We start from the raw sequence: 20,981 nt of genomic DNA, 5'->3' as shown, positions 1-20,981 counted from the left end.
TCAGGACTCTTTTTGTGCGTCCAGTACGACCTGGTACAAGGCTTCACTGCTACTGGCGGCGCGCAGCCGGTCACGCACGTCCTTACGGTCGAGCATGCTGGCAATCTGGCGCAACAACTCAAGATGCGCATCGGTAGCCGCTTCGGGAACCAGCAGGACAAACAGCAAATCGACCGGGGCGCCATCAATGGCGTCGTAGTCGATCGGTGCATCCAGGTGTATCAGAGCGCTGATGGGGGATGAGCAACCTTTAAGGCGGCAATGTGGAATGGCAATGCCATTCCCAAATCCGGTCGACCCGAGTTTCTCCCGGGCAAACAGGCTTTCAAAAACGTCTTGCATCTCCAGGTCCGGAACTTCCCGGTCGATCAGCGTAGCGATTTCCTGGAGTACGCGCTTTTTACTGCCTCCCGGCACGTTCACGAGGGAACGGCCGGGGGTCAGGATGGATTCAAGTTGGATCATGGATGAGGGGATCAGCGGGCCGCTGCACCTTGCAGGAGGCTTTGCTGTTTTTCCTTGTGTTTTTTCAGTTGGCGGTCGAGCTTGTCGGTCAAGGCATCGATCGCTGCATACATGTCGGTGTGTTCGGCATTCGCAACCACTTCGCCGCCGGGAATAAACAGCGTTGCTTCAATTTTCTGCTGCAGTTTCTCGACCTTCATGATCACCGTTACATTGGTAATCTTGTCGAAGTGCCCTTCCAGCCGTTTCAGTTTCTGTTCGACGTACTCGCGCAGCGGCTGGGTGACTTCTACATGCTGTCCACTGATATTGACTTGCATACAGCTTCTCCTTTGTTGCCCGTGCATAAGAGGCAGGTGTTGCGCCTGCCACTGAACTGCTGTGGCTATCTCAGGGGCTACATCAGTCGCTTGCGTTCACTCGACGGTGCAATGCCGAGCGACTCGCGGTACTTGGCGACGGTGCGACGGGCGACCTGGATGCCTTGTGCCTCCAGTAAACCAGCGATCTTGCTGTCACTCAATGGCTTTTTCTGATTTTCCGCTGCAACCAGTTTTTTGATGATCGCGCGTATCGCCGTAGACGAGCATTCACCGCCTTCGGAGGTGCTGACGTGGCTGGAGAAAAAGTACTTCAGCTCGTAAATTCCTCGCGGCGTGTGCATGTATTTCTGCGTCGTTACCCGGGAGATGGTCGACTCGTGCATGCCCACTGCTTCGGCAATGTCATGCAGTACCAGCGGCTTCATTGCTTCGTCGCCGTGGTCGAGGAAGCCGCGCTGGTGTTCGACGATCTGGGTGGCGACCTTCATCAGGGTTTCGTTGCGGCTCTGCAGGCTCTTGATGAACCAGCGGGCTTCCTGCAACTGATTGCGCATGAAGGTGTTGTCGGCGCTGGTGTCGGCGCGGCGCACGAAGCCTGCGTACTGCGGATTGACGCGCAGGCGCGGTACGGCCTCCTGGTTCAGCTCGACCAGCCAGCGTTCGTTGTCCTTGCGCACGATCACGTCAGGGACCACGTATTCGGCTTCGCTGGATTCGATCTGCGAGCCCGGGCGTGGGTTGAGGCTCTGTACCAGCTCGATTACCTGGCGCAGCTCGTCTTCCTTGAGCTTCATCCTGCGCATCAGCTGGCTGTAGTCGCGGCTGCCGAGCAGGTCGATGTAGTCGCGTACCAGGCGCTGCGCTTCAGCCATCCATGGGTTATTGGCCGGCAGTTGACGCAGTTGCAGGAGCAGGCACTCGCTGAGGTTGCGTGCGCCAATACCGGCCGGCTCAAACTGCTGGATGCGGTGCAGCACCGCTTCGATTTCATCGAGCTCGATATCGAGCTCCGGGTCGAAGGATTCGCAAATCTCTTCGAGGGTTTCGTCCAGGTAGCCTTGATTGTTGATGCAGTCGATCAGGGTGACGGCAATCAGGCGGTCGGTGTCGGACATCGGTGCCAGGTTCAACTGCCAGAGCAAATGGCTTTGCAGGCTTTCGCCAGCCGAGGTGCGGGTGGTGAAGTCCCACTCGTCATCGTCGTTGCTGGGCAGGCTGCTGGCGCTGGTCTGGTAGATGTCTTCCCAGGCCGTGTCGACCGGTAGTTCATTGGGAATGCGCTCGTTCCACTCGCCCTCGTCCAGGCTGTCCACTGTCGGTGTGGATTCCTGAAAGCTGGTGTCCTGGGTTTCGGCGACAGGCTTGCTTTCGGCGTTGTCCGCCATCGGGTCGCTGTTGTCGAAGTCGTCGCCGTCTTCCTGGCGTTCGAGCATCGGGTTCGATTCCAGCGCTTCCTGGATTTCCTGCTGGAGGTCCAGGGTCGATAGCTGAAGCAAACGGATGGCCTGTTGCAACTGCGGTGTCATCGTCAGTTGCTGGCCCATTCTTAGGACGAGCGATGGTTTCATGGCAGGGGCTTAACACCTTATTCGCCGGCGCACATGCGCCATCCACTACAAGGGCACCGAAGCGCCAACTTTAAGCAAATTATATGCCTGAAATTGGAGCGTTTGCCTAGGGTGCTGTAACAATTAAGCCGGATTTCACCGGATCAGCAGCCCTTGGCAAGCGCTGTGTCGCCTCGAACTTACAAGCGGAACTCGTGGCCCAGGTACACTTCTTTAACCAGGTCATTGGCCAGGATGGTCTCTGCATCACCTTCGGCAATCAGTTGGCCATCGTTGACGATGTAAGCGGTTTCGCAGATATCCAGGGTCTCACGGACGTTGTGGTCGGTGATCAGTACACCGATGCCCTTGGCCTTGAGGTGGTGGATGATCTGCTTGATGTCGCCAACCGAGATCGGGTCGACACCGGCAAAGGGTTCGTCGAGCAGGATGAACTTTGGCGCGGTGGCCAGGGCGCGGGCGATCTCCACGCGACGACGCTCGCCGCCGGAGAGGCTCATGCCGAGGTTGTCGCGAATGTGGCTGATGTGGAACTCCTGCAGCAGGCTTTCCAGCTCTTTTTTGCGCCCGGCGCTGTCGAGCTCCTTGCGGGTCTCGAGGATCGCCATGATGTTGTCGGCCACTGACAGCTTGCGAAAGATCGAGGCTTCCTGGGGCAGGTAGCCGATACCGGCGCGGGCACGACCGTGCATCGGCTGGTGGCTGACATCCAGGTCGTCGATCAGCACGCGGCCCTGGTCGGCCTGCACCAGGCCGACGATCATGTAGAAGCAGGTGGTCTTGCCGGCGCCGTTAGGGCCAAGCAAGCCGACGATCTGACCGCTGTCGATCGACAGGCTGACGTCGCGTACCACTTGTCGGCTCTTGTAGCTCTTGGCCAGGTGCTGGGCTTTGAGGGTCGCCATTTACTCGGCCTTCTTCTTCGGCTGGATCACCATGTCGATACGTGGGCGAGGTGTGGAGACCTGGCCGCCGCTTCGACCGGCAGTCGCAACCTGAGTCTGGGTGTTGTAGACAATTTTTTCGCCTTCAGTGGTGTTTCCATCGCTGGTTTCCACTTTGGCGTTATCGGTCAGGACCACCAGGTCTCGTTGCGACTGGTACTGGATCTGCTTGCCGTAGCCTTTCATCTTGTCAGGCTTGTCGGCGCTTTGCTGCTGTTCGAAATAGGCGAGGTTGCCCACCGAGGTCACAACATCAATGTCGCCATTGGCGGCACGGGTGATGGTCACGGTGTTGCCTTTGATCATCATCGACCCTTGGGTGATGATGACGTCGCCGGTGTAGGTGGCAACGCCTTTCTTGTCATCCAGATGGGCCTGGTCAGCCTGGATACGGATAGGCTGATCGCGGTCATTCGGCAGGGCCCAGGCGCTCGCGCTTCCCAGTGCTGCGCTCAGGCTGAGCAAAAAGGGGAGGGTTTTAACGAGCCTCATACTGTCCTCTTACGTTAGAAAGCAGGTCCATCCTGCCTTCTTTCAAATACGCTTTCATTCCATTGCCCGTAGATACGCCACCGGCGCCGTCGATTCTAACGGCTTGCTCGGTTTGCGCATATTGCTTCTGCGGGAATACCGTCATGCGGCTGGTGGTAATGATCATGGTGCGGCTTTTTTCATCGGTGCGGGCGACCCGTACCGAGTCAATCAGTTCGACTTCACTGCCATCGGGATTGACCTCGCCCTTTTCACTCTGAACGTGCCAGGGGTAGGTGGTGCCACGGTACATCTGCAGGTCCGGTTTGGTCAGCAGGGTGACTTCGCTGGCCATCAGGTGCTCGACCTTGTCGGCGGTCATCTCGTACTGCATCTTGCCATCAGGCATGAACTGCACGCTGTGCGCATTGGTGGCGTAGTAGTCGATGGCAGTGTCGTCGACGCGGGCTACCGGCTTGTCGAGAAAACTCTCGGGGCTGATGTTCCAGTAGCCGACAGCTACCAGCAAGGCAGCAATCACACTGAACAGCGCAGCGGTGCGAATTTTTTTACTGAACATGTGGCGCTCTACAGGTAATGGGCGTTAGCCGCGTCCAGGTTGCCCTGGGCTTGCAGGATCAACTCGCAGAACTCACGCGCTGCACCTTCACCGCCACGGGCGAGGGTGACCCCGTGGGCGTGCTCGCGGACAAAGGCGGCGGCATTGGCAACTGCCATGCCCAGACCAACCCGGCGGATCACAGGGAGGTCTGGCAGGTCGTCGCCTAAATAAGCGACCTGTTCATAGCTTAGGTTGAGCTGGCCAAGAAGCTCGTCGAGGACCACCAATTTATCTTCGCGGCCCTGATAAAGGTGCGGGATCCCCAGGTTTTTGGCGCGTCGCTCGACGACCGGGGTCTTGCGGCCACTGATGATGGCGGTGGTCACACCCGAATTCATGAGCATCTTGATGCCCTGGCCGTCGAGTGTGTTGAAGGTCTTGAATTCGCTACCGTCTTCAAGGAAATACAGGCGGCCGTCGGTCAGTACGCCGTCAACATCGAACACGGCAAGCTTGATGGCTTTGCCGCGCTGGAGCAGGTCCTGGCTCATTTACATCACTCCTGCACGCAACAGATCGTGCATGTTCAGGGCGCCCACCGGGCGCTCGTCCTTGTCGATCACCACCAGGGCACTGATCTTGTGGTCTTCCATGATTTTCAGGGCTTCGGCGGCGAGCATGTCGGCGCGAGCTGTCTTGCCGTGGACGGTCATGACGTTTTCGATCAGGGTCGTGTGCACATCGATGTTGCGATCCAGGCTACGGCGCAAGTCACCGTCAGTGAAGATACCGGCCAACCGTCCGTCGGCTTCCAGAATGACAGTCATCCCCAGACCTTTACGAGACATTTCAAGGAGTGCGTCCTTGAGCAAGGTGCCACGTTGCACCTGCGGCAGTTCTTCGCCTGAGTGCATGACGTTCTCGACCTTCAGCAGCAGGCGGCGGCCCAGGGCACCACCCGGGTGGGAGAAGGCGAAGTCTTCAGCAGTAAAGCCGCGCGCCTCGAGCAGGGCGATCGCCAGGGCGTCGCCCAGGACCAGCGCAGCCGTGGTCGAAGAGGTGGGTGCCAGGTTCAGCGGGCAGGCTTCCTGCGCCACGCGGGCATCGAGGTTGACCTCGGCGGCCTTGGCCAGTGGCGAATCCGGGTTGCCGGTCAGGCTGATCAACTGGATACCCAGGCGCTTGATCAGCGGCAGCAGGGTAACGATCTCGGCGGTCGAGCCGGAGTTGGACAGGGCCAGGATGACATCGTCACGGGTGATCATGCCCATGTCGCCGTGGCTGGCTTCGGCCGGATGAACAAAAAACGCCGGGGTTCCGGTGCTGGCCAACGTGGCCGCGATCTTGTTGCCGATGTGCCCCGACTTGCCCATGCCGACCACGACCACGCGGCCCTTGCTGGCCAGGACCAGCTCGCATGCCTTGACGAAATCGGCGTCGATGTGGGCTAACAAACCCTCAACCGCCTCGAGTTCGAAACGGATGGTGCGTTGAGCGGATTGGATCAGGTCGCTGGATTGGCTCATGTCGAAAATCGGAATGCCTGATGAAGAAAAGGCGGCGATTATAGCGGTAATGCGCAAATCCCTCACCTTGTGATTGTCATACAGTCGCTCTGCAAGCTTAACCCAGCCTGAACAAGCGCGGCGGCGGCCTTGGGGCGCGGCTATCAGCGATGCTATAGTTCGCCGCCTGTTCGGCCCGCTTAGGGCGTGCGTGCCTCCATGAAGGGGGCGCGCGTCTGAGTGAGAAGGCTGCATCGCAAGGAGTCTAGATGAGCGTTGATAACGCCTACGCGGTCGAGTTGAAGGGCGTCTCCTTCAAGCGCGGTTCGCGCAGCATCTTCAATAATGTCGATATACGCATTCCCCGCGGCAAGGTCACCGGCATCATGGGGCCTTCCGGGTGCGGCAAGACCACACTGTTGCGTCTGATGGGGGCACAGTTGCGCCCGAGCAGCGGCGAAGTCTGGGTTGCCGGGCAGAACCTGCCGACGCTGTCGCGCAGTGATCTGTTCGATGCGCGCAAGCAAATGGGCGTGCTGTTCCAGAGCGGGGCGCTGTTTACCGATCTCGACGTGTTCGAGAACGTGGCGTTCCCGCTGCGTGTACATACCCAGCTGTCAGACGAAATGATCCGCGACATCGTCCTGATGAAACTGCAGGCCGTAGGCTTGCGCGGGGCCATCGAGCTGATGCCTGACGAGCTGTCCGGTGGCATGAAACGCCGGGTTGCCCTGGCGCGGGCGATTGCCCTGGACCCGCAGATTCTCATGTACGACGAACCGTTCGTCGGTCAGGACCCCATTGCCATGGGCGTTCTGGTGCGTCTGATCCGCCTGCTCAACGATGCCTTGGGCATTACCAGCATCGTGGTCTCTCACGACCTCGCCGAAACGGCCAGTATTGCCGACTACATCTATGTGGTCGGCGATGGTCAGGTGCTTGGCCAGGGCACGCCGGACGAGTTGATGGGCTCTGATAACCCGCGCATTCGTCAGTTCATGAAAGGCGATCCGGACGGTCCGGTGCCCTTTCACTTTCCTGCGCCGGATTACCGCGCCGATCTTCTGGGGAAGCGTTGATGCGCAGAAAATCCTTGCTCGAACGTATTCGTCGCTTTGGCCGATCGGCCATCGACGTACTGGCCGTGCTCGGCCGGTCTTTCCTGTTCCTGATGCACTCGCTGGTTGGCCGTAGCGGTACCGGTGGTGGCTTCCAGCTGCTGGTCAGGCAATTGTATTCGGTGGGCGTACTGTCGCTGGCGATCATTGTCGTATCGGGCGTGTTCATCGGCATGGTGCTGGCTCTGCAGGGGTTCAGCATCCTGACCAAGTACGGTTCCGAGCAGGCAGTGGGGCAGATGGTTGCCCTGACGCTGCTGCGTGAGCTGGGGCCGGTGGTAACCGCGTTGCTGTTCGCCGGGCGTGCCGGTTCAGCATTGACTGCTGAAATCGGCAACATGAAGTCCACCGAGCAGCTTTCCAGCCTCGAAATGATTGGTGTCGATCCGCTCAAGTACATCGTTGCCCCACGCCTGTGGGCCGGCTTCATCTCGCTGCCGTTGCTGGCGCTGATCTTCAGCGTGGTCGGCATCTGGGGTGGGTCCTGGGTGGCGGTGGACTGGCTGGGTGTCTATGAAGGTTCATTCTGGGCGAACATGCAAAACAGCGTGTCGTTCACCGATGACGTCCTCAACGGCGTGATCAAGAGCCTGGTATTTGCCTTTGTCGTGACGTGGATTGCCGTATTCCAAGGCTATGACTGTGAGCCCACCTCAGAGGGGATCAGTCGTGCCACTACCAAGACCGTGGTCTATGCCTCGTTGGCAGTCCTGGGTCTGGACTTTATTCTGACCGCCTTGATGTTTGGAGATTTCTGATGCAAAACCGCACCCTGGAAATCGGTGTCGGCCTGTTTCTTCTGGCCGGGATTCTGGCGCTGATCCTGCTGGCCCTGCGTGTCAGCGGCCTGTCGGCAAGCCCGAGCAGCGATACGTATAAAGTTTACGCGTACTTCGACAATATCGCCGGTTTGACTGTCAGAGCTAAAGTGACCATGGCCGGTGTAACCATCGGCAAGGTCACGGCCATTGATCTGGATCGCGATACCTACACCGGTCGGGTGACGCTGCAGCTGGAAAAAACCGTAGACAACCTGCCTACCGACTCCACTGCATCTATCCTCACCGCTGGGTTGCTCGGCGAGAAGTACATCGGTATCAGCGTGGGGGGTGACGATGTGGTGCTCAAGGATGGTGCAACCATCCATGACACCCAGTCGGCGCTGGTGCTGGAAGATCTGATTGGCAAGTTCCTGCTTAATACCGTTGGCAAAGAAGCTAAATAAGGAGTTTCCATGATTTCAATCCTGCGACGCGGCCTGTTGGTGCTGCTGGCGGCGCTGCCGTTGATGGCTGGCGCAGCTGCTCAGTCCCCCAAAGAGGTGATTCAGGGTACGACTAACCAGTTGCTGGCCGACCTGAAGGCCAACAAAGAGCAGTACAAGACCAACCCGAGTGCGTTCTATGATGCCTTGAACGCCAATCTGGGGCCGGTGGTCGATGCCGATGGCATTTCCCGCAGCATCATGACCGTGAAGTATTCGCGCAACGCCTCGCCTGAGCAGATGCAGCGCTTTCAGGAGAACTTCAAACGCAGCCTGATGCAGTTCTACGGCAACGCCTTGCTGGAGTACAACAACCAGGGCATTACCGTCGGTGCGGAGAAAAAGGACGGTAGCGACCGTGCCAGCGTCGATATGACGGTCAAGGGCAACAACGGCGCCATCTACCCGGTGCAGTACACCATGACCAAGATCAATGACGAGTGGAAGGTGCGCAACGTCATTGTCAATGGCATCAACATCGGCAAACTGTTCCGTGACCAGTTTGCTGACGCGATGAGCCGCAACGGCAACAACCTCGACAAGACCATCGATGGTTGGGCGGGTGAAGTGGCCAAGGCCAAGGAAACTGCCGAGCAGGAAACCGAGAAGCAGGCGCAATGACCAGCAGCGCCGTGACCATGAGCGAGCCTGGTGTACTGAGCCTGGCCGGGGTGCTGGACTACCGCAGCGGGCCTGCCTTGCGCAAGGAAGGCAAGGCCTTGATCAGCGCAAGCAAGGCCACCGCTCTGGTGCTCGATTGCTCCAGCGTGGAGAAATCCAGCAGCGTCGGCTTGTCGCTGTTGCTGGCCTTCATCCGCGATGGCAAGGCTGCTGGCAAAGCGGTCGAAGTTCGCGCCATGCCTCAGGACATGCGCGAAATCGCCGAGGTCTACGATCTTGAAGAGGTGCTGGCGGGGCAGTAACCGCCAGTCAAAAACGAGCCCCTCTGTCAGAGTCCTCGTTTACGGGGTTCGCAGGCGAGGGGCTTTTTTGTATCATGGCCGACCCGCGCGCACTGGGCGCCGATTGAGGTTGAGCATGCAGGCCGTAGAAGTTAAGAACTTCCTTGAAGAAAAGTTGCCGGGAACCCGGGTCGAAGTTGAAGGCGAAGGCTGCAACTTCCAGTTGAACGTGATCAGCGACGAATTGGCGGCCCTGAGCCCGGTCAAGCGTCAGCAGCAGATCTATGCTCACCTTAACCCGTGGATCACCGATGGCAGCATCCATGCGGTAACCATGAAATTTTTCAGCAGCGCAGCCTGGGCTGAGCGCAACTGAGCCTAAATTGGCGGCGAGACAGAAATGGACAAACTGATAATTACTGGCGGCGCTCGTCTTGATGGCGAAATCCGCATTTCCGGTGCCAAGAACGCGGCGTTGCCGATTCTGGCCGGTACCTTGCTGTGTGATGGTCCGGTAACGGTCGGCAACCTGCCGCACCTGCACGACATCACCACCATGATCGAACTGTTCGGGCGCATGGGCATCGAGCCTGTGATCGACGAAAAGCTGGCGGTGGAAATCGACCCGCGCACGATCAAGACCCTGGTCGCACCGTATGAGCTGGTGAAGACCATGCGTGCCTCGATTCTGGTGCTGGGCCCGATGGTTGCCCGTTTTGGCGAGGCCGAAGTGGCCCTGCCTGGCGGTTGCGCCATTGGTTCGCGTCCGGTCGACCTGCACATCCGTGGCCTGGAAGCTATGGGCGCGAAGATCGAGGTCGAGGGTGGCTATATCAAGGCCAAGGCGCCTGAAGGCGGCCTGCGTGGCGCGCACTTCTTCTTTGATACCGTCAGTGTGACCGGTACAGAGAACATCATGATGGCCGCTGCCCTGGCCAAGGGCCGCAGCGTGCTGCAGAACGCCGCGCGCGAGCCGGAAGTGGTCGACCTGGCCAACTTCCTGATCGCCATGGGTGCCAAGATCCAGGGTGCCGGTACCGACACCATCACCATCGACGGTGTCGAGCGTCTGGGTTCCGCGACCTATCGCGTCATGCCTGACCGTATCGAAACCGGTACTTACCTGGTTGCAGCTGCCGTCACCGGTGGCCGCGTCAAGGTCAAGGACACCGATCCGACCATCCTTGAAGCGGTACTTGAGAAGCTCAAGGAAGCCGGTGCTGAAGTCACCACCGGTGAAGACTGGATCGAGCTGGACATGCACGGCAAGCGGCCAAAAGCCGTCAACCTGCGGACCGCTCCGTACCCGGCATTCCCGACTGACATGCAGGCGCAGTTCATCTCGCTCAACGCCATTGCCGAAGGCACGGGTGCAGTGATCGAGACGATCTTCGAAAACCGTTTCATGCACGTCTACGAAATGCACCGTATGGGCGCGCTGATCCAGGTTGAGGGCAACACCGCCATCGTCACCGGCACCAAGACCCTCAAGGGTGCGCCGGTAATGGCCACCGACCTGCGGGCTTCGGCCAGCCTGGTGCTGTCGGCGCTGGTCGCCGAAGGCGATACCCTGATCGATCGCATCTACCACATCGACCGTGGTTACGAATGCATCGAGGAAAAACTGCAGATGCTGGGCGCGAAGATCCGTCGCGTGCCGGGCTAGTCTGTGATCGGCGCAGGGACGCGCCAGCCAACTGCTGCACCGAATTGAATGCGGTCGGGCCATCTCGGGCCCGACCGGCTGTAGCCGCATAAGGACCGACGTTTCCCATGTTGACCATCGCGCTATCCAAAGGTCGGATTCTCGACGATACCCTGCCATTGCTGGCAGAAGCCGGTATCGTGCCGACCGAGAACCCGGACAAGAGCCGCAAGCTGATCATCCCTACGACGCAGGACGATGTGCGCCTGCTGATCGTGCGCGCAACCGACGTGCCGACCTACGTCGAGCATGGCGCTGCCGACCTGGGTGTGGCCGGCAAGGACGTGCTGATGGAGTACGGCGGCCAGGGCATGTATGAGCCGCTGGACCTGCAGATTGCCCAGTGCAAGCTGATGACCGCCGGTGCTGTTGGCGCCGTCGAGCCCAAGGGACGCCTGCGCGTGGCGACCAAGTTCGTCAATGTCGCCAAGCGTTATTACGCCGAGCAGGGCCGACAGGTCGATATCATCAAGCTGTACGGCTCGATGGAGCTGGCGCCGTTGATCGGCCTGGCAGACAAGATCATCGATGTCGTCGATACCGGTAATACCCTGCGTGCAAACGGCCTGGAACCTCAGGAACTGATTGCCACCATCAGCTCCCGGCTGGTGGTCAACAAGGCTTCGATGAAGATGCAGCATGCCCGCATCCAGAGCCTGATCGACACCCTGCGCCAGGCTGTCGAATCGCGACACCGCGGCTGACTTCTGCGCGCGACCTTCGCTGTCGCGCCCGTCTATCCGCGTCATAGCCAATTTTCTCGGGTGCCCGCGCGGATGGACTGGTAGCTTAGGGCGCCTGAGCATTCGCCATTTATTGAGGCCCTCGCTATGACCACGTCCACTGCAATTGCCCGACTCAATGCCGCTGACCCGGATTTCGCCCGACATCTGGATCATCTGTTGAGCTGGGAAAGTGTGTCTGACGACGCGGTCAACCAGCGCGTGCTCGACATCATCAAGGCGGTGCGCGAGCGCGGCGATGCTGCGCTGGTGGAATTCACCCAGCGTTTTGACGGTGTTGAAGCCACGTCGATCAATGACCTGATTCTGGGCCGTGAGCGCCTGGAACAAGCGCTGACCCGCATCACCCCGGCCCAGCGTGAGGCCCTCGAAAAGGCCGCGGACCGTGTACGCAGCTACCACGAACGGCAAAAACAGGACTCCTGGAGCTACACCGAAGCCGATGGCACCGTATTGGGCCAGAAAGTCACCCCGCTGGACCGTGCCGGCCTGTATGTGCCAGGCGGCAAGGCGTCGTACCCTTCGTCAGTACTGATGAATGCGATTCCAGCCAAGGTTGCCGGCGTCGGTGAAGTGGTAATGGTGGTGCCGACCCCGCGGGGTGAGATCAACGAACTGGTGCTGGCCGCAGCCTGCATCGCAGGCGTTGACCGGGTGTTCACCATTGGTGGCGCCCAGGCCGTGGCCGCACTGGCCTATGGCACCGAAAGCGTGCCGCAGGTGGATAAGGTGGTCGGTCCTGGCAATATTTACGTGGCCACGGCCAAACGCCACGTGTTCGGCCAGGTCGGCATCGACATGATTGCCGGCCCTTCGGAAATCCTCGTGGTCTGTGACGGTCAGACCGATCCGGACTGGATCGCCATGGACCTGTTCTCCCAGGCCGAGCACGACGAAGATGCCCAGTCGATCCTGGTCAGCCCCGATGCGGCGTTCCTTGACAAGGTCGCTGCCAGCATCGACAAGCTGTTGCCAACCATGGAGCGTGCCGAAATCATCAAGACCTCGATCAACGGCCGTGGTGCGTTGATTCAGGTGCGTGACATGGAACAGGCCATGGAAGTGGCCAACCGCATTGCCCCCGAGCACCTGGAGCTGTCGGTGGCCGACCCGCAGGCCTGGCTGCCGCATATCCGTCACGCCGGCGCGATCTTCATGGGCCGTCACACCAGCGAAGCCCTGGGCGATTACTGCGCAGGCCCTAACCACGTGCTGCCTACCTCGGGTACCGCACGCTTCTCGTCGCCACTGGGGGTCTATGACTTCCAGAAGCGCTCTTCGATCATCTTCTGCTCGGAGCAGGGCGCGTCCGAACTTGGCCACACGGCCTCGGTCCTGGCCCGTGGCGAATCGCTGACCGCGCACGCCCGTAGCGCTGAATACCGCATCCTTGCCGATAAAAAGGGGAACTGAACATGAGTAAATTCTGGAGCCCCTTCGTCAAGGACCTGGTGCCTTACGTGCCGGGTGAACAGCCGAAGCTGGCCAAGCTGGTCAAGCTCAACACCAACGAGAACCCCTATGGCCCGTCGCCCAAGGCGCTGGAGGCGATGCGCGGTGAATTGAACGATAACCTGCGTCTGTACCCTGATCCCAACAGCGACCGGCTCAAACAGGCCGTGGCCGAGTACTACGGGGTCAATGGCAACCAGGTGTTCCTCGGTAACGGTTCGGATGAGGTGCTGGCGCACATTTTCCATGGTTTGTTCCAGCACGGTGCACCACTGCTGTTCCCGGATATCAGCTACAGCTTCTATCCGGTTTACTGCGGGCTGTATGGCATCCCGTACGAGGCTGTGGCGCTGGACGAACAGTTCCAGATCCGTGTCGAAGACTACGCCAGGCCCAACGGCGGGATCATTTTCCCTAACCCCAACGCCCCGACCGGCTGCCTGTTGGCGCTCGACGCCATTGAGCAACTGCTCAAGGCCAACCCTGAGTCGGTGGTGGTGGTCGATGAAGCCTATATCGACTTCGGTGGGCAGACGGCTATCAGCCTGGTGGAGCGCTATGACAACCTGCTGGTCACCCAGACGCTGTCCAAGTCGCGATCGCTGGCTGGCTTGCGAGTGGGCCTGGCGGTGGGCCACCCGGACCTGATCGAGGCCCTGGAGCGTATCAAGAACAGCTTCAACTCCTACCCACTGGACCGTATGGCCATTGTCGGTGCGGCGGCAGCGTTTGAGGATCGCGCCTACTTCGATGAAACCTGTGGCAAGGTCATCGACAGTCGCGAAAAGCTGGTAGTTGAGCTGACTGCCCGTGGCTTCGAGGTACTGCCTTCGGCAGCCAACTTCATCTTTGCCCGCCATCCGCAGCATGACGCCAGCGAGCTGGCGGCCAAGCTGCGTGAGCAGGGGGTGATCGTGCGCCACTTCAAGCAGGCACGGATTGCCCAGTTCCTGCGTATTACCATTGGTACGCCGGAAATGAACCAGGCGCTGCTTGATGCGTTGAACTAAGTTCATTGCGGGGCTAGCCCGTTCCCGCCGGTTACTCGGTGGGAGCGGCGGTGCGCACCGCTGCGGGTGTGCGATCAAGCACAAGCGTATAGTCGTTCACCCCATTCATCCCCTCTGGATCGCGCCACTGTTGAGCAGCGGCCGCCAGCTCGGCAACCCGCCGACCATTCTTGTCAATGATCACCTGCCCGCTGTCCTGGCTGTGCCACAGCAAGCGTGCGCTCGATTCGTCAGCCCGTGCCTTGCGCACGCCGGTCTCACCAAGCAGCGGGGTCCCGTCCAGGCGCCAGGATGGCTGCAGCGCGATGCCCATATGGCGCAAAACGGTTGGCGCCAAGCTTGCCTGGTTGGCATAACCGTAGAGGTTATTGGGGCCAGGGTTGGCCTCGGGCGCGCTGGGGTTCATGAGTTCGGCATTCATGGCTTTGTTGCTGGCAATGAACAGGGTCTTTTCCTGCTCTGACTGCGCACCGTGACCGCAGCCCAATGTGTCGCGGCCATGATCGGTGCTGACGATCACCAGCCAGTCTTCCTCGGGCTTGCTCTGGGCCCGTGCTTCTACGGCGTCCAGCAGTTGTCCGAGCTGATTGTCGACGACTTGCAAGGCGTCGTTGTAGGCCTGGCCGAAGCAGCTGTCGTGGCCGATCTGATCGGGTTCGTCGAGCTGAATGAAGGTGAAGTCTGCGTCGGTGTTGTTCAGGATATCCAGCGTTCTGCTGACCACCTGCGCATCTGATGTCTGGGTTTCGGTGACGTCATTGCCTTTGACGTCTTCAAGCAGAAACGCGGTGTTGATCGGCGCCCAGTGAACAATGCTTGCCAGGTGGGCGGTCGGCGCTGCCTCGCGCAATCGTTTGAACAGGCTGGGAAACTCCGGGTTCAGGCGCAGACTGGTGTCGTTGGAAGTGACCCCGTGCTTGTTCGCCCAGACCCCGGTAAGCAGGGTTGTCCAGCCTGGGCCACTGCTGGTCGCCTGTTGGCTCGGCTTGCCGGTAATACCGCCAGCGTAAGCTTTGTTGAAGTGCAGTCGCTTGAGGTTAATGTTCGCCCCCAGGCGTTCGTAGTGCGCCAGCTGCACACCGTCAATACCAATGAAAAGGGTCTTGGGGACTTGAGCCTTTGCCGGTAGCAATAGAAACAGGATCACCGGCAAGGCAAGCACGACGATGAGGCTGGTCCAGATTTTCAGGTTTCGCATGATCAATCTCGTGATGAAGAATTGCCTGAAGCCTCACAAAGCCGGGTAGCGGCCACAACTGGCAAAAGTAATAGGTGCTTCGCACCAATTCCGCTAAGCTTGGAAGATTAATTCGTAGGATGATTGGGTGACTCCGTGACAAGTAACGGAAAAGGGCTGGTCCGCCGTTCTCTGGTGGAGCTGGCGGTGGAGCAGTTACGCCAACGTATTCTCGACGGCGCCTGGCAGGTCGGGCAGCGCTTGCCTACCGAACCTGAGCTGGCCCTCGAGCTGGGCATCAGTCGCAATACCGTGCGCGAAGCGATGCGGGTGTTGGCCTTCAGCGGTCTGGTGGAGGTGCGTCAGGGCGATGGCAGCTACCTGCGTACTGCAGTCGACCCGTTGCAGGCCATCAAGGCGCTGTCTGGCTGTACCCTCGAGCAGTCGCGTGAAACCCGCCATCTGCTCGAAGCCGAAGCGATTGGCCTGGCTGCACTGCGCCGTACCGAAGAGGACCTGAGAGGCCTACGCGAAGCGCTGGCGCACAGCAGCGCGCACTTTCACGACGATCTGCAGCGCTATGTCAGCTGCGACCTGGTCTTTCACCAGCGCCTGGTAGATGCCGCGCACAACCCGGCCTTGAGCGAGCTGTATCGCTATTTTTCCGGCGTGGTGGCCGCCACGGTGCACCACAACCTCACCCAGGCGCCACGCTGCCAGTCGGTTTTCGACCTGCATGGGCAGATTCTCGACGCCATTGAACAACGCGACCCGGACACGGCCAAAGCCCTGAGCCGGGCGCTGATCGAATCCTGACTTTGCGAGACCGCCATGTCGTATGACAACGCCCGAAACACCCAGCCGCCTAACGGGCCGGAGCTGGAAGAACTGTTGATCGACGCTGAAGCCGACGACGAACAGGTGCAACAACAGCCGGTGCTGCTTGTGCGCCCCTGGTTGTTGCTACTTGGCCTTGTACTGGTAGCGCTGAATTTGCGTCCGGCACTTTCGAGCATGGCGCCGCTGCTCAGTCAGGTCTCCGACAGCCTCGGTCTGAGCGCCTCTGAGGCGGGTTTGCTGACCACCTTGCCGGTACTCTGCCTGGGGTTGTTTGCACCCTTGGCGCCGATCCTGGCGCGGCGCTTTGGCAGCGAGCGGGTGATCCTCGGCATTCTCCTCACCCTGGCTGCCGGTATCGCTGTGCGTAGCGCGTTCGGCAGCACTGGCGTGTTCGTTGGCAGCATCATGGCGGGCGCCAGCATTGGTGTCATCGGGGTGTTGTTGCCGGGTATCGTGAAGCGCGACTTTCCCAAGCACGCCGGTACCTTGACCGGGGTCTACACCATGGCGCTGTGCCTGGGCGCGGCGATGGCCGCGGGGGCGACGGTGCCGCTGAGCGAGCATTTCGGCGACAGCTGGTCGCTGGGCCTGGGTTTTTGGCTGATACCCGCGCTGGTGGCCGCGCTGATCTGGTTGCCGCAAGCGCGACAGGGCCATGGTGCCCACCATGTGGCCTATCGGGTGCGCGGCCTGCTGCGCGATCCACTGGCCTGGCAGGTCACCCTGTATATGGGGCTGCAGTCGTCACTGGCGTACATCGTTTTCGGCTGGCTGCCGTCGATCCTCATCGGTCGTGGACTGTCGCCGACCCAGGCGGGTCTGGTGCTGTCCGGTTCGGTGATCGTGCAGTTGATCAGTTCGCTCAGCGCACCGTGGCTGGCCACGCGTGGCAAGGATCAGCGCCTGGTGATTGTCGTGGTCATGCTCCTGGCCCTCGCCGGCCTGTTCGGCTGCCTGTATGCGCCACTGGACGGGCTGTGGGGCTGGGCAATCGTGCTTGGGCTGGGGCAGGGCGGCACCTTCGCCCTGGCATTGACCCTGATCGTCCTGCGCTCCAAAGACGCCCACGTCGCGGCGAACCTGTCGAGCATGGCCCAGGGCGTCGGTTACACGCTGGCTTCCATGGGGCCGTTTGCAGTGGGCCTGGTGCATGACCTGACCGGTGGCTGGAACGCCGTTGGCTGGATCTTCGCGGTACTGGGTATCGGCGCCATCGCCTTTGGTTTGAAAGCCGGGCGTAACCTGCATGTGCAAGTGGTCAGCGAACGGGTCTGAAGCCTTTGGTATTCATCGGGCAAATGCCCGTAGCTTTTTGCCATACGGTCGGACTATCGTGCGGGTCTACTTCCACGGAAACGGACTCGCCTCATGAGCGACGCCCACAGAGCTTTGATCACACGCTTCTACGAGGCTTTCCAGCGCCTGGACGCCGACGCGATGATTGCCTGCTACAGCGCTGACATCATTTTCAGCGACCCGGCGTTCGGCACCTTGCGCGGCAAGGATGCCGGCGACATGTGGCGCATGCTCACCACCCGTGCCAAGGACTTTTCCCTGACCTTCGACGACGTCAGCGCCGATGAGCGTAGTGGTTCTGCTCACTGGGTTGCCACATACCTGTTCAGCCAGACCGGCCGTATCGTGATCAATGACATCCAGGCGCGCTTTGTTTTTCGTGACGGCAAGATCTGCGAGCATCACGACAGCTTTGACCTCTGGCGCTGGTCGCGACAGGCGTTGGGGGCCAAGGGCGTGTTGCTGGGCTGGACACCGCTGGTTCAGGGCAAGGTGCGTCACCAGGCGCTGAAGGGCTTGCGCGCGTTTCAGGCCGCGCGCTGAACGGGTAAGCTGTACCCTTTGCCGTTCAATAGCGCCAACCGTGACCCAAACCTCTACCGATACCTCCGGCAAACCCTGGTATGTCTACCTGGTACGTGCCGCCAATGGCGCGCTGTATTGCGGTATCAGCGATAACCCGCAACGGCGTTTCATCGCCCATCAAAAAGGCCAGGGTGCGCGGTACTTCAGTACCAGCCCTGCGGTGGCGCTGGTTTATTTCGAAAGCTGGCCAAGCAAGGCAGAAGCCTTGCGTCAGGAGCGGCTGGTGAAAAAACTGCGCAAAAGTGCGAAGGAAGCCCTGGTGGCTTCCTTCGTGGCAGTCAGTCCTTGCGACGCTTGAGCTGATCGGTGAGCTGCGTCGGCAGGCCCTTGATGATCAAGGTGCCGGCCTCTTCGTCATATTCGATCTTCGAACCCAGCAGGTGCGCCTCGAAGCTGATCGACAGGCCTTCGGCCCGGCCGGTGAAGCGGCGGAACTGGTTGATGGTGCGCTTGTCTGCCGGGATTTCTGGCGACAGGCCGTAGTCCTTGTTACGGATGTGTTCGTAAAAGGCCCGGGGGCGCTCTTCGTCGATCAGGCCGGAAAGCTCTTCGAGGGTTACCGGCTCGCCGGCCTTGGTCTGGCTGGTGGCATAGTCGACCAGGGTCTGGGTCTTTTCGCGGGCGGCCTCTTCGGGCAGGTCTTCACTCTCGACGAAGTCGCTGAAGGCCTTGAGTAGGGTGCGGGTCTCGCCCGGGCCGTCGACGCCTTCCTGGCAGCCGATAAAGTCGCGGAAGTACTCCGAGACTTTTTTGCCGTTCTTGCCCTTGATGAAGGAAATGTACTGCTTCGAGGTTTTGTTGTTCTGCCACTCGGAGAGGTTGATCCGTGCTGCCAGGTGCAGTTGCCCCAGGTCCAGGTGACGGGACGGTGTGACGTCCAGCTCGGCGTTCACCGCCACCCCTTCACTGTGGTGCAGCAGCGCGATGACGAGGTAGTCGGTCATGCCTTGCTGATAGTGGGCGAACAATACGTGGCCCCCTACCGAGAGGTTGGATTCCTCCATCAGCTTTTGCAGGTGCTCGACGGCTACCCGGCTGAACGCGGTAAACGTGCTGCCGGCATCGAGGTACTCCTTGAGCCAGCCGCTGAACGGATGGGCGCCAGACTCGGCATGGAAGAAGCCCCAGGCTTTGCCTTGTTTGGCGTTGTAGTTGTCGTTGAGGTCGGCCAGAAGATTCTCGATGGCGCTGGACTCGGCCAGTTCCGTGTCGCGTGCGTGCAGCACGGCAGGGCTGCCATCGGGTTTCTTGTCAATCAGGTGGACGATGCAATGACGGATCGGCATGGGATTCTCGGTTGAAAATGGGCGGTGCAGGCCGCGTTGCAAAGTCGGCAAGTGTACCTCAGGCAGGAGGTGATTCTGCGGCCAGATGTTGGCTGAAATGTCTGTTGTTCGTTTTTTGTTCAGTTTTTTGCGTTTTTTCGCTCAAAGCCCCGAAAAACCTGAAGATTTGCCCTGCCAGCAGCGGATATTTATCCGTTCCTGTGGTAGTTTTGCCCGGTCTTGCGCCCCGTGTGTGGCGCATTGCTGGCAGGTCGCTCGCGTCGCGTCGAACCAAACGCTGTTTTGCGTATCTACATACGCGATTGACAGGGTTTTAACACTGGACCGCCGGTTTCCCGCAGGTCTGGCTCGATGACTGACGCAGCACTCTGCATACTCACTGAATTGATAGGGAAGGAACACCACCATGGCATTGACCAAAGACCAACTGATCGCCGACATCGCCGAAGCTATCGACGCGCCGAAAACCACCGCGCGTAACGCTCTGGAGCAGCTGGGTCAGATCGTTGCTGATCAACTGGAAAATGGCAGCGAAATCACTCTGCCAGGCATTGGCAAGCTGAAAATCACCGAGCGTCCTGCCCGTACCGGCCGCAACCCTTCGACTGGCGCTGCCATCGAAATCGCTGCCAAGAAAGTCGTCAAGTTCGTGCCAGCCAAAGTGCTGACCGACGCTGTTAACAAGTAATTGTAAGCAGTTTGAAAAAAACCGCGTCCGGGTTGCCCGGACGCGGTTTTTTTATGCCTTCTGGCTGGTCCAGCGTTGCTGGCGCCACAACTGGCGGGCATTGGCATCCTGGAAGGTCCAGGCCACCATGCGGCTCTGCTTCTGCCCCTGGCCCATCTCAACGACCTGCAGGTCGGCAGCGCCGGCCTTCTTGAGCGCAGCCTGGATACCGGGCAGGTTGGAGGCTTTGGATACCAGTGAGGTGAACCACAGCACTTGCTGGCCGAGCGCAGCACTTTCCGCCACCAACTGGCTGACAAAGCGGATTTCGCCGCCTTCGCACCACAGCTCGTTGTTCTGCCCGCCAAAGTTCAATACAGGCAACTTGCGCTTGGGGTCGGCCTTGCCCAGGGCGCGCCACTTGCGCTGGCTGCCGCGGGTGGCTTCTTCACGCGAGGCGTGGAAGGGCGGGTTACACAGGGTCAGCTCGTAGCGCTCGTCATCCTTGAGCAGGCCGAGGAGGATGTGCTTGCGGTTGCTTTGCTGGCGCAAACTGATGGCCTTATCCAGGCCGTTGGCCTGGACGATGGCTTTGGCGGCGGCCAGCGCGGTGCTGTCGATGTCCGAGCCGAGAAAGCGCCAACGGTAGTCGCTGTGGCCCAGCAACGGATAGATGCAGTTGGCACCCACGCCGACGTCCAGGACACGCACCTGGGCGCCGCGGGGAATCTCGCCGTTGTTATCAAGTGCCAGCAGGTCGGCGGCTACGTGGATGTAGTCGGCGCGGCCGGGAATCGGCGGGCACAGGTAGTCGGCCGGGATGTCCCAGTGCTGGATGCCGTATTGGGCCTTGAGCAGGGCTCGGTTGAACACCCGGACAGCGTCGGGGTTGGCAAAGTCGATGCTCGGCTTGCCATGGGGGTTGGTGATCATGAACCGGCCCAGCTCGGGACTGCTCTTGATCAGCTCGGGAAAGTTGTAGCGACCCTGGTGGCGGTTGCGCGGGTGCAGGGTCGGTTTGCTCGGTGTGGTCATCTTTGGGTCCGGTGAAAAGCATCGCGGGCAACGTCCGCCCCCACAGGTTGACACATGATCCTG

The 20,981-nt window shown here is 60.1% G+C and carries 26 protein-coding genes; 15 read left to right on the top strand and 11 right to left on the bottom strand.

Annotated elements, in window-relative coordinates:
• The 8 genes from ptsN to DM813_RS06465 form a co-directional block, all read right to left on the bottom strand.
• On the bottom strand, positions 1–465 hold the full coding sequence (ptsN, locus tag DM813_RS06500) for a PTS IIA-like nitrogen regulatory protein PtsN (protein ID WP_128322587.1): 465 nt from the start codon (positions 463–465) through the stop codon (positions 1–3).
• Positions 466–476: 11 nt separating this feature from the next.
• Entirely contained in the window at positions 477–785 is a 309-nt protein-coding gene (gene hpf, locus DM813_RS06495; RefSeq protein WP_028942831.1) for a ribosome hibernation-promoting factor, HPF/YfiA family, read from the bottom strand.
• A gap of 77 nt (positions 786–862) precedes the next feature.
• Positions 863–2,356, bottom strand: a complete 1,494-nt coding sequence (locus tag DM813_RS06490) for an RNA polymerase factor sigma-54 (RefSeq protein WP_128322586.1) — start codon at positions 2,354–2,356, stop codon at positions 863–865.
• Positions 2,357–2,535: 179 nt separating this feature from the next.
• On the bottom strand, positions 2,536–3,261 hold the full coding sequence (gene lptB, locus DM813_RS06485; protein WP_128322585.1) for an LPS export ABC transporter ATP-binding protein: 726 nt from the start codon (positions 3,259–3,261) through the stop codon (positions 2,536–2,538).
• Positions 3,262–3,792, bottom strand: coding sequence for a lipopolysaccharide transport periplasmic protein LptA (lptA, locus tag DM813_RS06480; protein ID WP_128322584.1), 531 nt, complete (start codon positions 3,790–3,792; stop codon positions 3,262–3,264).
• Positions 3,779–4,351: an LPS export ABC transporter periplasmic protein LptC gene (gene lptC, locus DM813_RS06475; RefSeq protein WP_128322583.1), complete on the bottom strand. Its 573-nt coding sequence runs from the start codon at positions 4,349–4,351 to the stop codon at positions 3,779–3,781. The genes lptA and lptC overlap by 14 nt, the downstream gene beginning before the upstream one ends.
• 8 nt (positions 4,352–4,359) lie before the next feature.
• Entirely contained in the window at positions 4,360–4,884 is a 525-nt protein-coding gene (locus DM813_RS06470) for a KdsC family phosphatase (RefSeq protein ID WP_128322582.1), read from the bottom strand.
• Positions 4,885–5,859, bottom strand: coding sequence for a KpsF/GutQ family sugar-phosphate isomerase (locus DM813_RS06465; RefSeq protein ID WP_128322581.1), 975 nt, complete (start codon positions 5,857–5,859; stop codon positions 4,885–4,887).
• A 248-nt stretch (positions 5,860–6,107) separates the two neighbouring features.
• Here DM813_RS06465 and DM813_RS06460 point away from each other — a divergent pair, with 248 nt between their 5' ends.
• The 10 genes from DM813_RS06460 to hisC all read left to right on the top strand — a co-directional run bounded on the left by DM813_RS06460 (position 6,108) and on the right by hisC (position 14,032).
• A complete protein-coding gene (locus DM813_RS06460) occupies positions 6,108–6,917 on the top strand; it encodes an ATP-binding cassette domain-containing protein (protein WP_128322580.1) in 810 nt (269 codons plus the stop codon).
• Positions 6,917–7,714 (top strand): lipid asymmetry maintenance ABC transporter permease subunit MlaE, encoded by a 798-nt coding sequence (mlaE, locus tag DM813_RS06455; protein WP_128322579.1) that lies wholly within the window; start codon positions 6,917–6,919, stop codon positions 7,712–7,714. Before DM813_RS06460 ends, mlaE begins: the two co-directional genes overlap by 1 nt.
• On the top strand, positions 7,714–8,181 hold the full coding sequence (mlaD, locus tag DM813_RS06450) for an outer membrane lipid asymmetry maintenance protein MlaD (RefSeq protein WP_128322578.1): 468 nt from the start codon (positions 7,714–7,716) through the stop codon (positions 8,179–8,181). Before mlaE ends, mlaD begins: the two co-directional genes overlap by 1 nt.
• Positions 8,182–8,190: 9 nt before the next feature.
• The gene (locus tag DM813_RS06445; protein WP_128322577.1) at positions 8,191–8,841 is read left to right on the top strand and encodes an MlaC/ttg2D family ABC transporter substrate-binding protein; all 651 of its coding nucleotides are present in this window, start codon (positions 8,191–8,193) and stop codon (positions 8,839–8,841) included.
• Positions 8,838–9,143 (top strand): STAS domain-containing protein, encoded by a 306-nt coding sequence (locus tag DM813_RS06440; RefSeq protein WP_128322576.1) that lies wholly within the window; start codon positions 8,838–8,840, stop codon positions 9,141–9,143. The genes DM813_RS06445 and DM813_RS06440 overlap by 4 nt, the downstream gene beginning before the upstream one ends.
• A gap of 115 nt (positions 9,144–9,258) precedes the next feature.
• The gene (locus tag DM813_RS06435) at positions 9,259–9,498 is read left to right on the top strand and encodes a BolA family protein (protein ID WP_028942843.1); all 240 of its coding nucleotides are present in this window, start codon (positions 9,259–9,261) and stop codon (positions 9,496–9,498) included.
• 24 nt (positions 9,499–9,522) lie between these two features.
• A complete protein-coding gene (gene murA, locus DM813_RS06430; protein ID WP_128322575.1) occupies positions 9,523–10,788 on the top strand; it encodes a UDP-N-acetylglucosamine 1-carboxyvinyltransferase in 1,266 nt (421 codons plus the stop codon).
• Between the two features lie 107 nt (positions 10,789–10,895).
• A complete protein-coding gene (hisG, locus tag DM813_RS06425; protein ID WP_128322574.1) occupies positions 10,896–11,531 on the top strand; it encodes an ATP phosphoribosyltransferase in 636 nt (211 codons plus the stop codon).
• Positions 11,532–11,657: 126 nt separating this feature from the next.
• On the top strand, positions 11,658–12,983 hold the full coding sequence (hisD, locus tag DM813_RS06420) for a histidinol dehydrogenase (protein WP_128322573.1): 1,326 nt from the start codon (positions 11,658–11,660) through the stop codon (positions 12,981–12,983).
• A 2-nt stretch (positions 12,984–12,985) separates the two neighbouring features.
• A complete protein-coding gene (gene hisC / locus DM813_RS06415) occupies positions 12,986–14,032 on the top strand; it encodes a histidinol-phosphate transaminase (protein WP_128322572.1) in 1,047 nt (348 codons plus the stop codon).
• Between the two features lie 31 nt (positions 14,033–14,063).
• On the opposite strand, the gene DM813_RS06410 is transcribed toward hisC, so the two are convergent.
• A complete protein-coding gene (locus DM813_RS06410) occupies positions 14,064–15,200 on the bottom strand; it encodes an alkaline phosphatase family protein (RefSeq protein WP_128322911.1) in 1,137 nt (378 codons plus the stop codon).
• Between the two features lie 165 nt (positions 15,201–15,365).
• Here DM813_RS06410 and DM813_RS06405 point away from each other — a divergent pair, with 165 nt between their 5' ends.
• The 4 genes from DM813_RS06405 (at position 15,366) to DM813_RS06390 (ending at position 18,228) form a co-directional block, all read left to right on the top strand.
• Entirely contained in the window at positions 15,366–16,025 is a 660-nt protein-coding gene (locus DM813_RS06405; protein WP_241653140.1) for a FadR/GntR family transcriptional regulator, read from the top strand.
• A gap of 15 nt (positions 16,026–16,040) precedes the next feature.
• On the top strand, positions 16,041–17,324 hold the full coding sequence (locus tag DM813_RS06400; RefSeq protein ID WP_128322571.1) for a CynX/NimT family MFS transporter: 1,284 nt from the start codon (positions 16,041–16,043) through the stop codon (positions 17,322–17,324).
• A gap of 93 nt (positions 17,325–17,417) precedes the next feature.
• Positions 17,418–17,888 (top strand): nuclear transport factor 2 family protein, encoded by a 471-nt coding sequence (locus DM813_RS06395; RefSeq protein WP_128322570.1) that lies wholly within the window; start codon positions 17,418–17,420, stop codon positions 17,886–17,888.
• A 40-nt stretch (positions 17,889–17,928) separates the two neighbouring features.
• Entirely contained in the window at positions 17,929–18,228 is a 300-nt protein-coding gene (locus DM813_RS06390) for a GIY-YIG nuclease family protein (protein ID WP_164897210.1), read from the top strand.
• On the opposite strand, the gene yejK is transcribed toward DM813_RS06390, so the two are convergent.
• Complete coding sequence (gene yejK, locus DM813_RS06385) at positions 18,209–19,216, bottom strand: nucleoid-associated protein YejK (RefSeq protein ID WP_128322568.1); 1,008 nt, start codon at positions 19,214–19,216, stop codon at positions 18,209–18,211. The two genes, DM813_RS06390 and yejK, sit on opposite strands and share 20 nt — an antisense overlap.
• 406 nt (positions 19,217–19,622) lie before the next feature.
• On the opposite strand from yejK, the gene DM813_RS06380 reads away from it, so the two are divergent.
• Positions 19,623–19,904 carry an HU family DNA-binding protein gene (locus tag DM813_RS06380; protein ID WP_009398256.1) on the top strand — a complete coding sequence of 94 codons (282 nt, stop codon included), beginning with the start codon at positions 19,623–19,625 and terminating at the stop codon, positions 19,902–19,904.
• 51 nt (positions 19,905–19,955) lie between these two features.
• On the opposite strand, the gene rlmF is transcribed toward DM813_RS06380, so the two are convergent.
• Positions 19,956–20,918, bottom strand: coding sequence for a 23S rRNA (adenine(1618)-N(6))-methyltransferase RlmF (gene rlmF, locus DM813_RS06375; protein ID WP_128322567.1), 963 nt, complete (start codon positions 20,916–20,918; stop codon positions 19,956–19,958).
• Between the last annotated feature and the right edge of the window lie 63 nt (positions 20,919–20,981).

The organism is Pseudomonas alkylphenolica (assembly GCF_004025535.1).
GTDB classification, from domain to species: domain Bacteria; phylum Pseudomonadota; class Gammaproteobacteria; order Pseudomonadales; family Pseudomonadaceae; genus Aquipseudomonas; species Aquipseudomonas alkylphenolica_A.
Note: the sequence above shows the minus strand (reverse complement) of the source record. Positions and strands in the feature narration are given on the sequence as shown.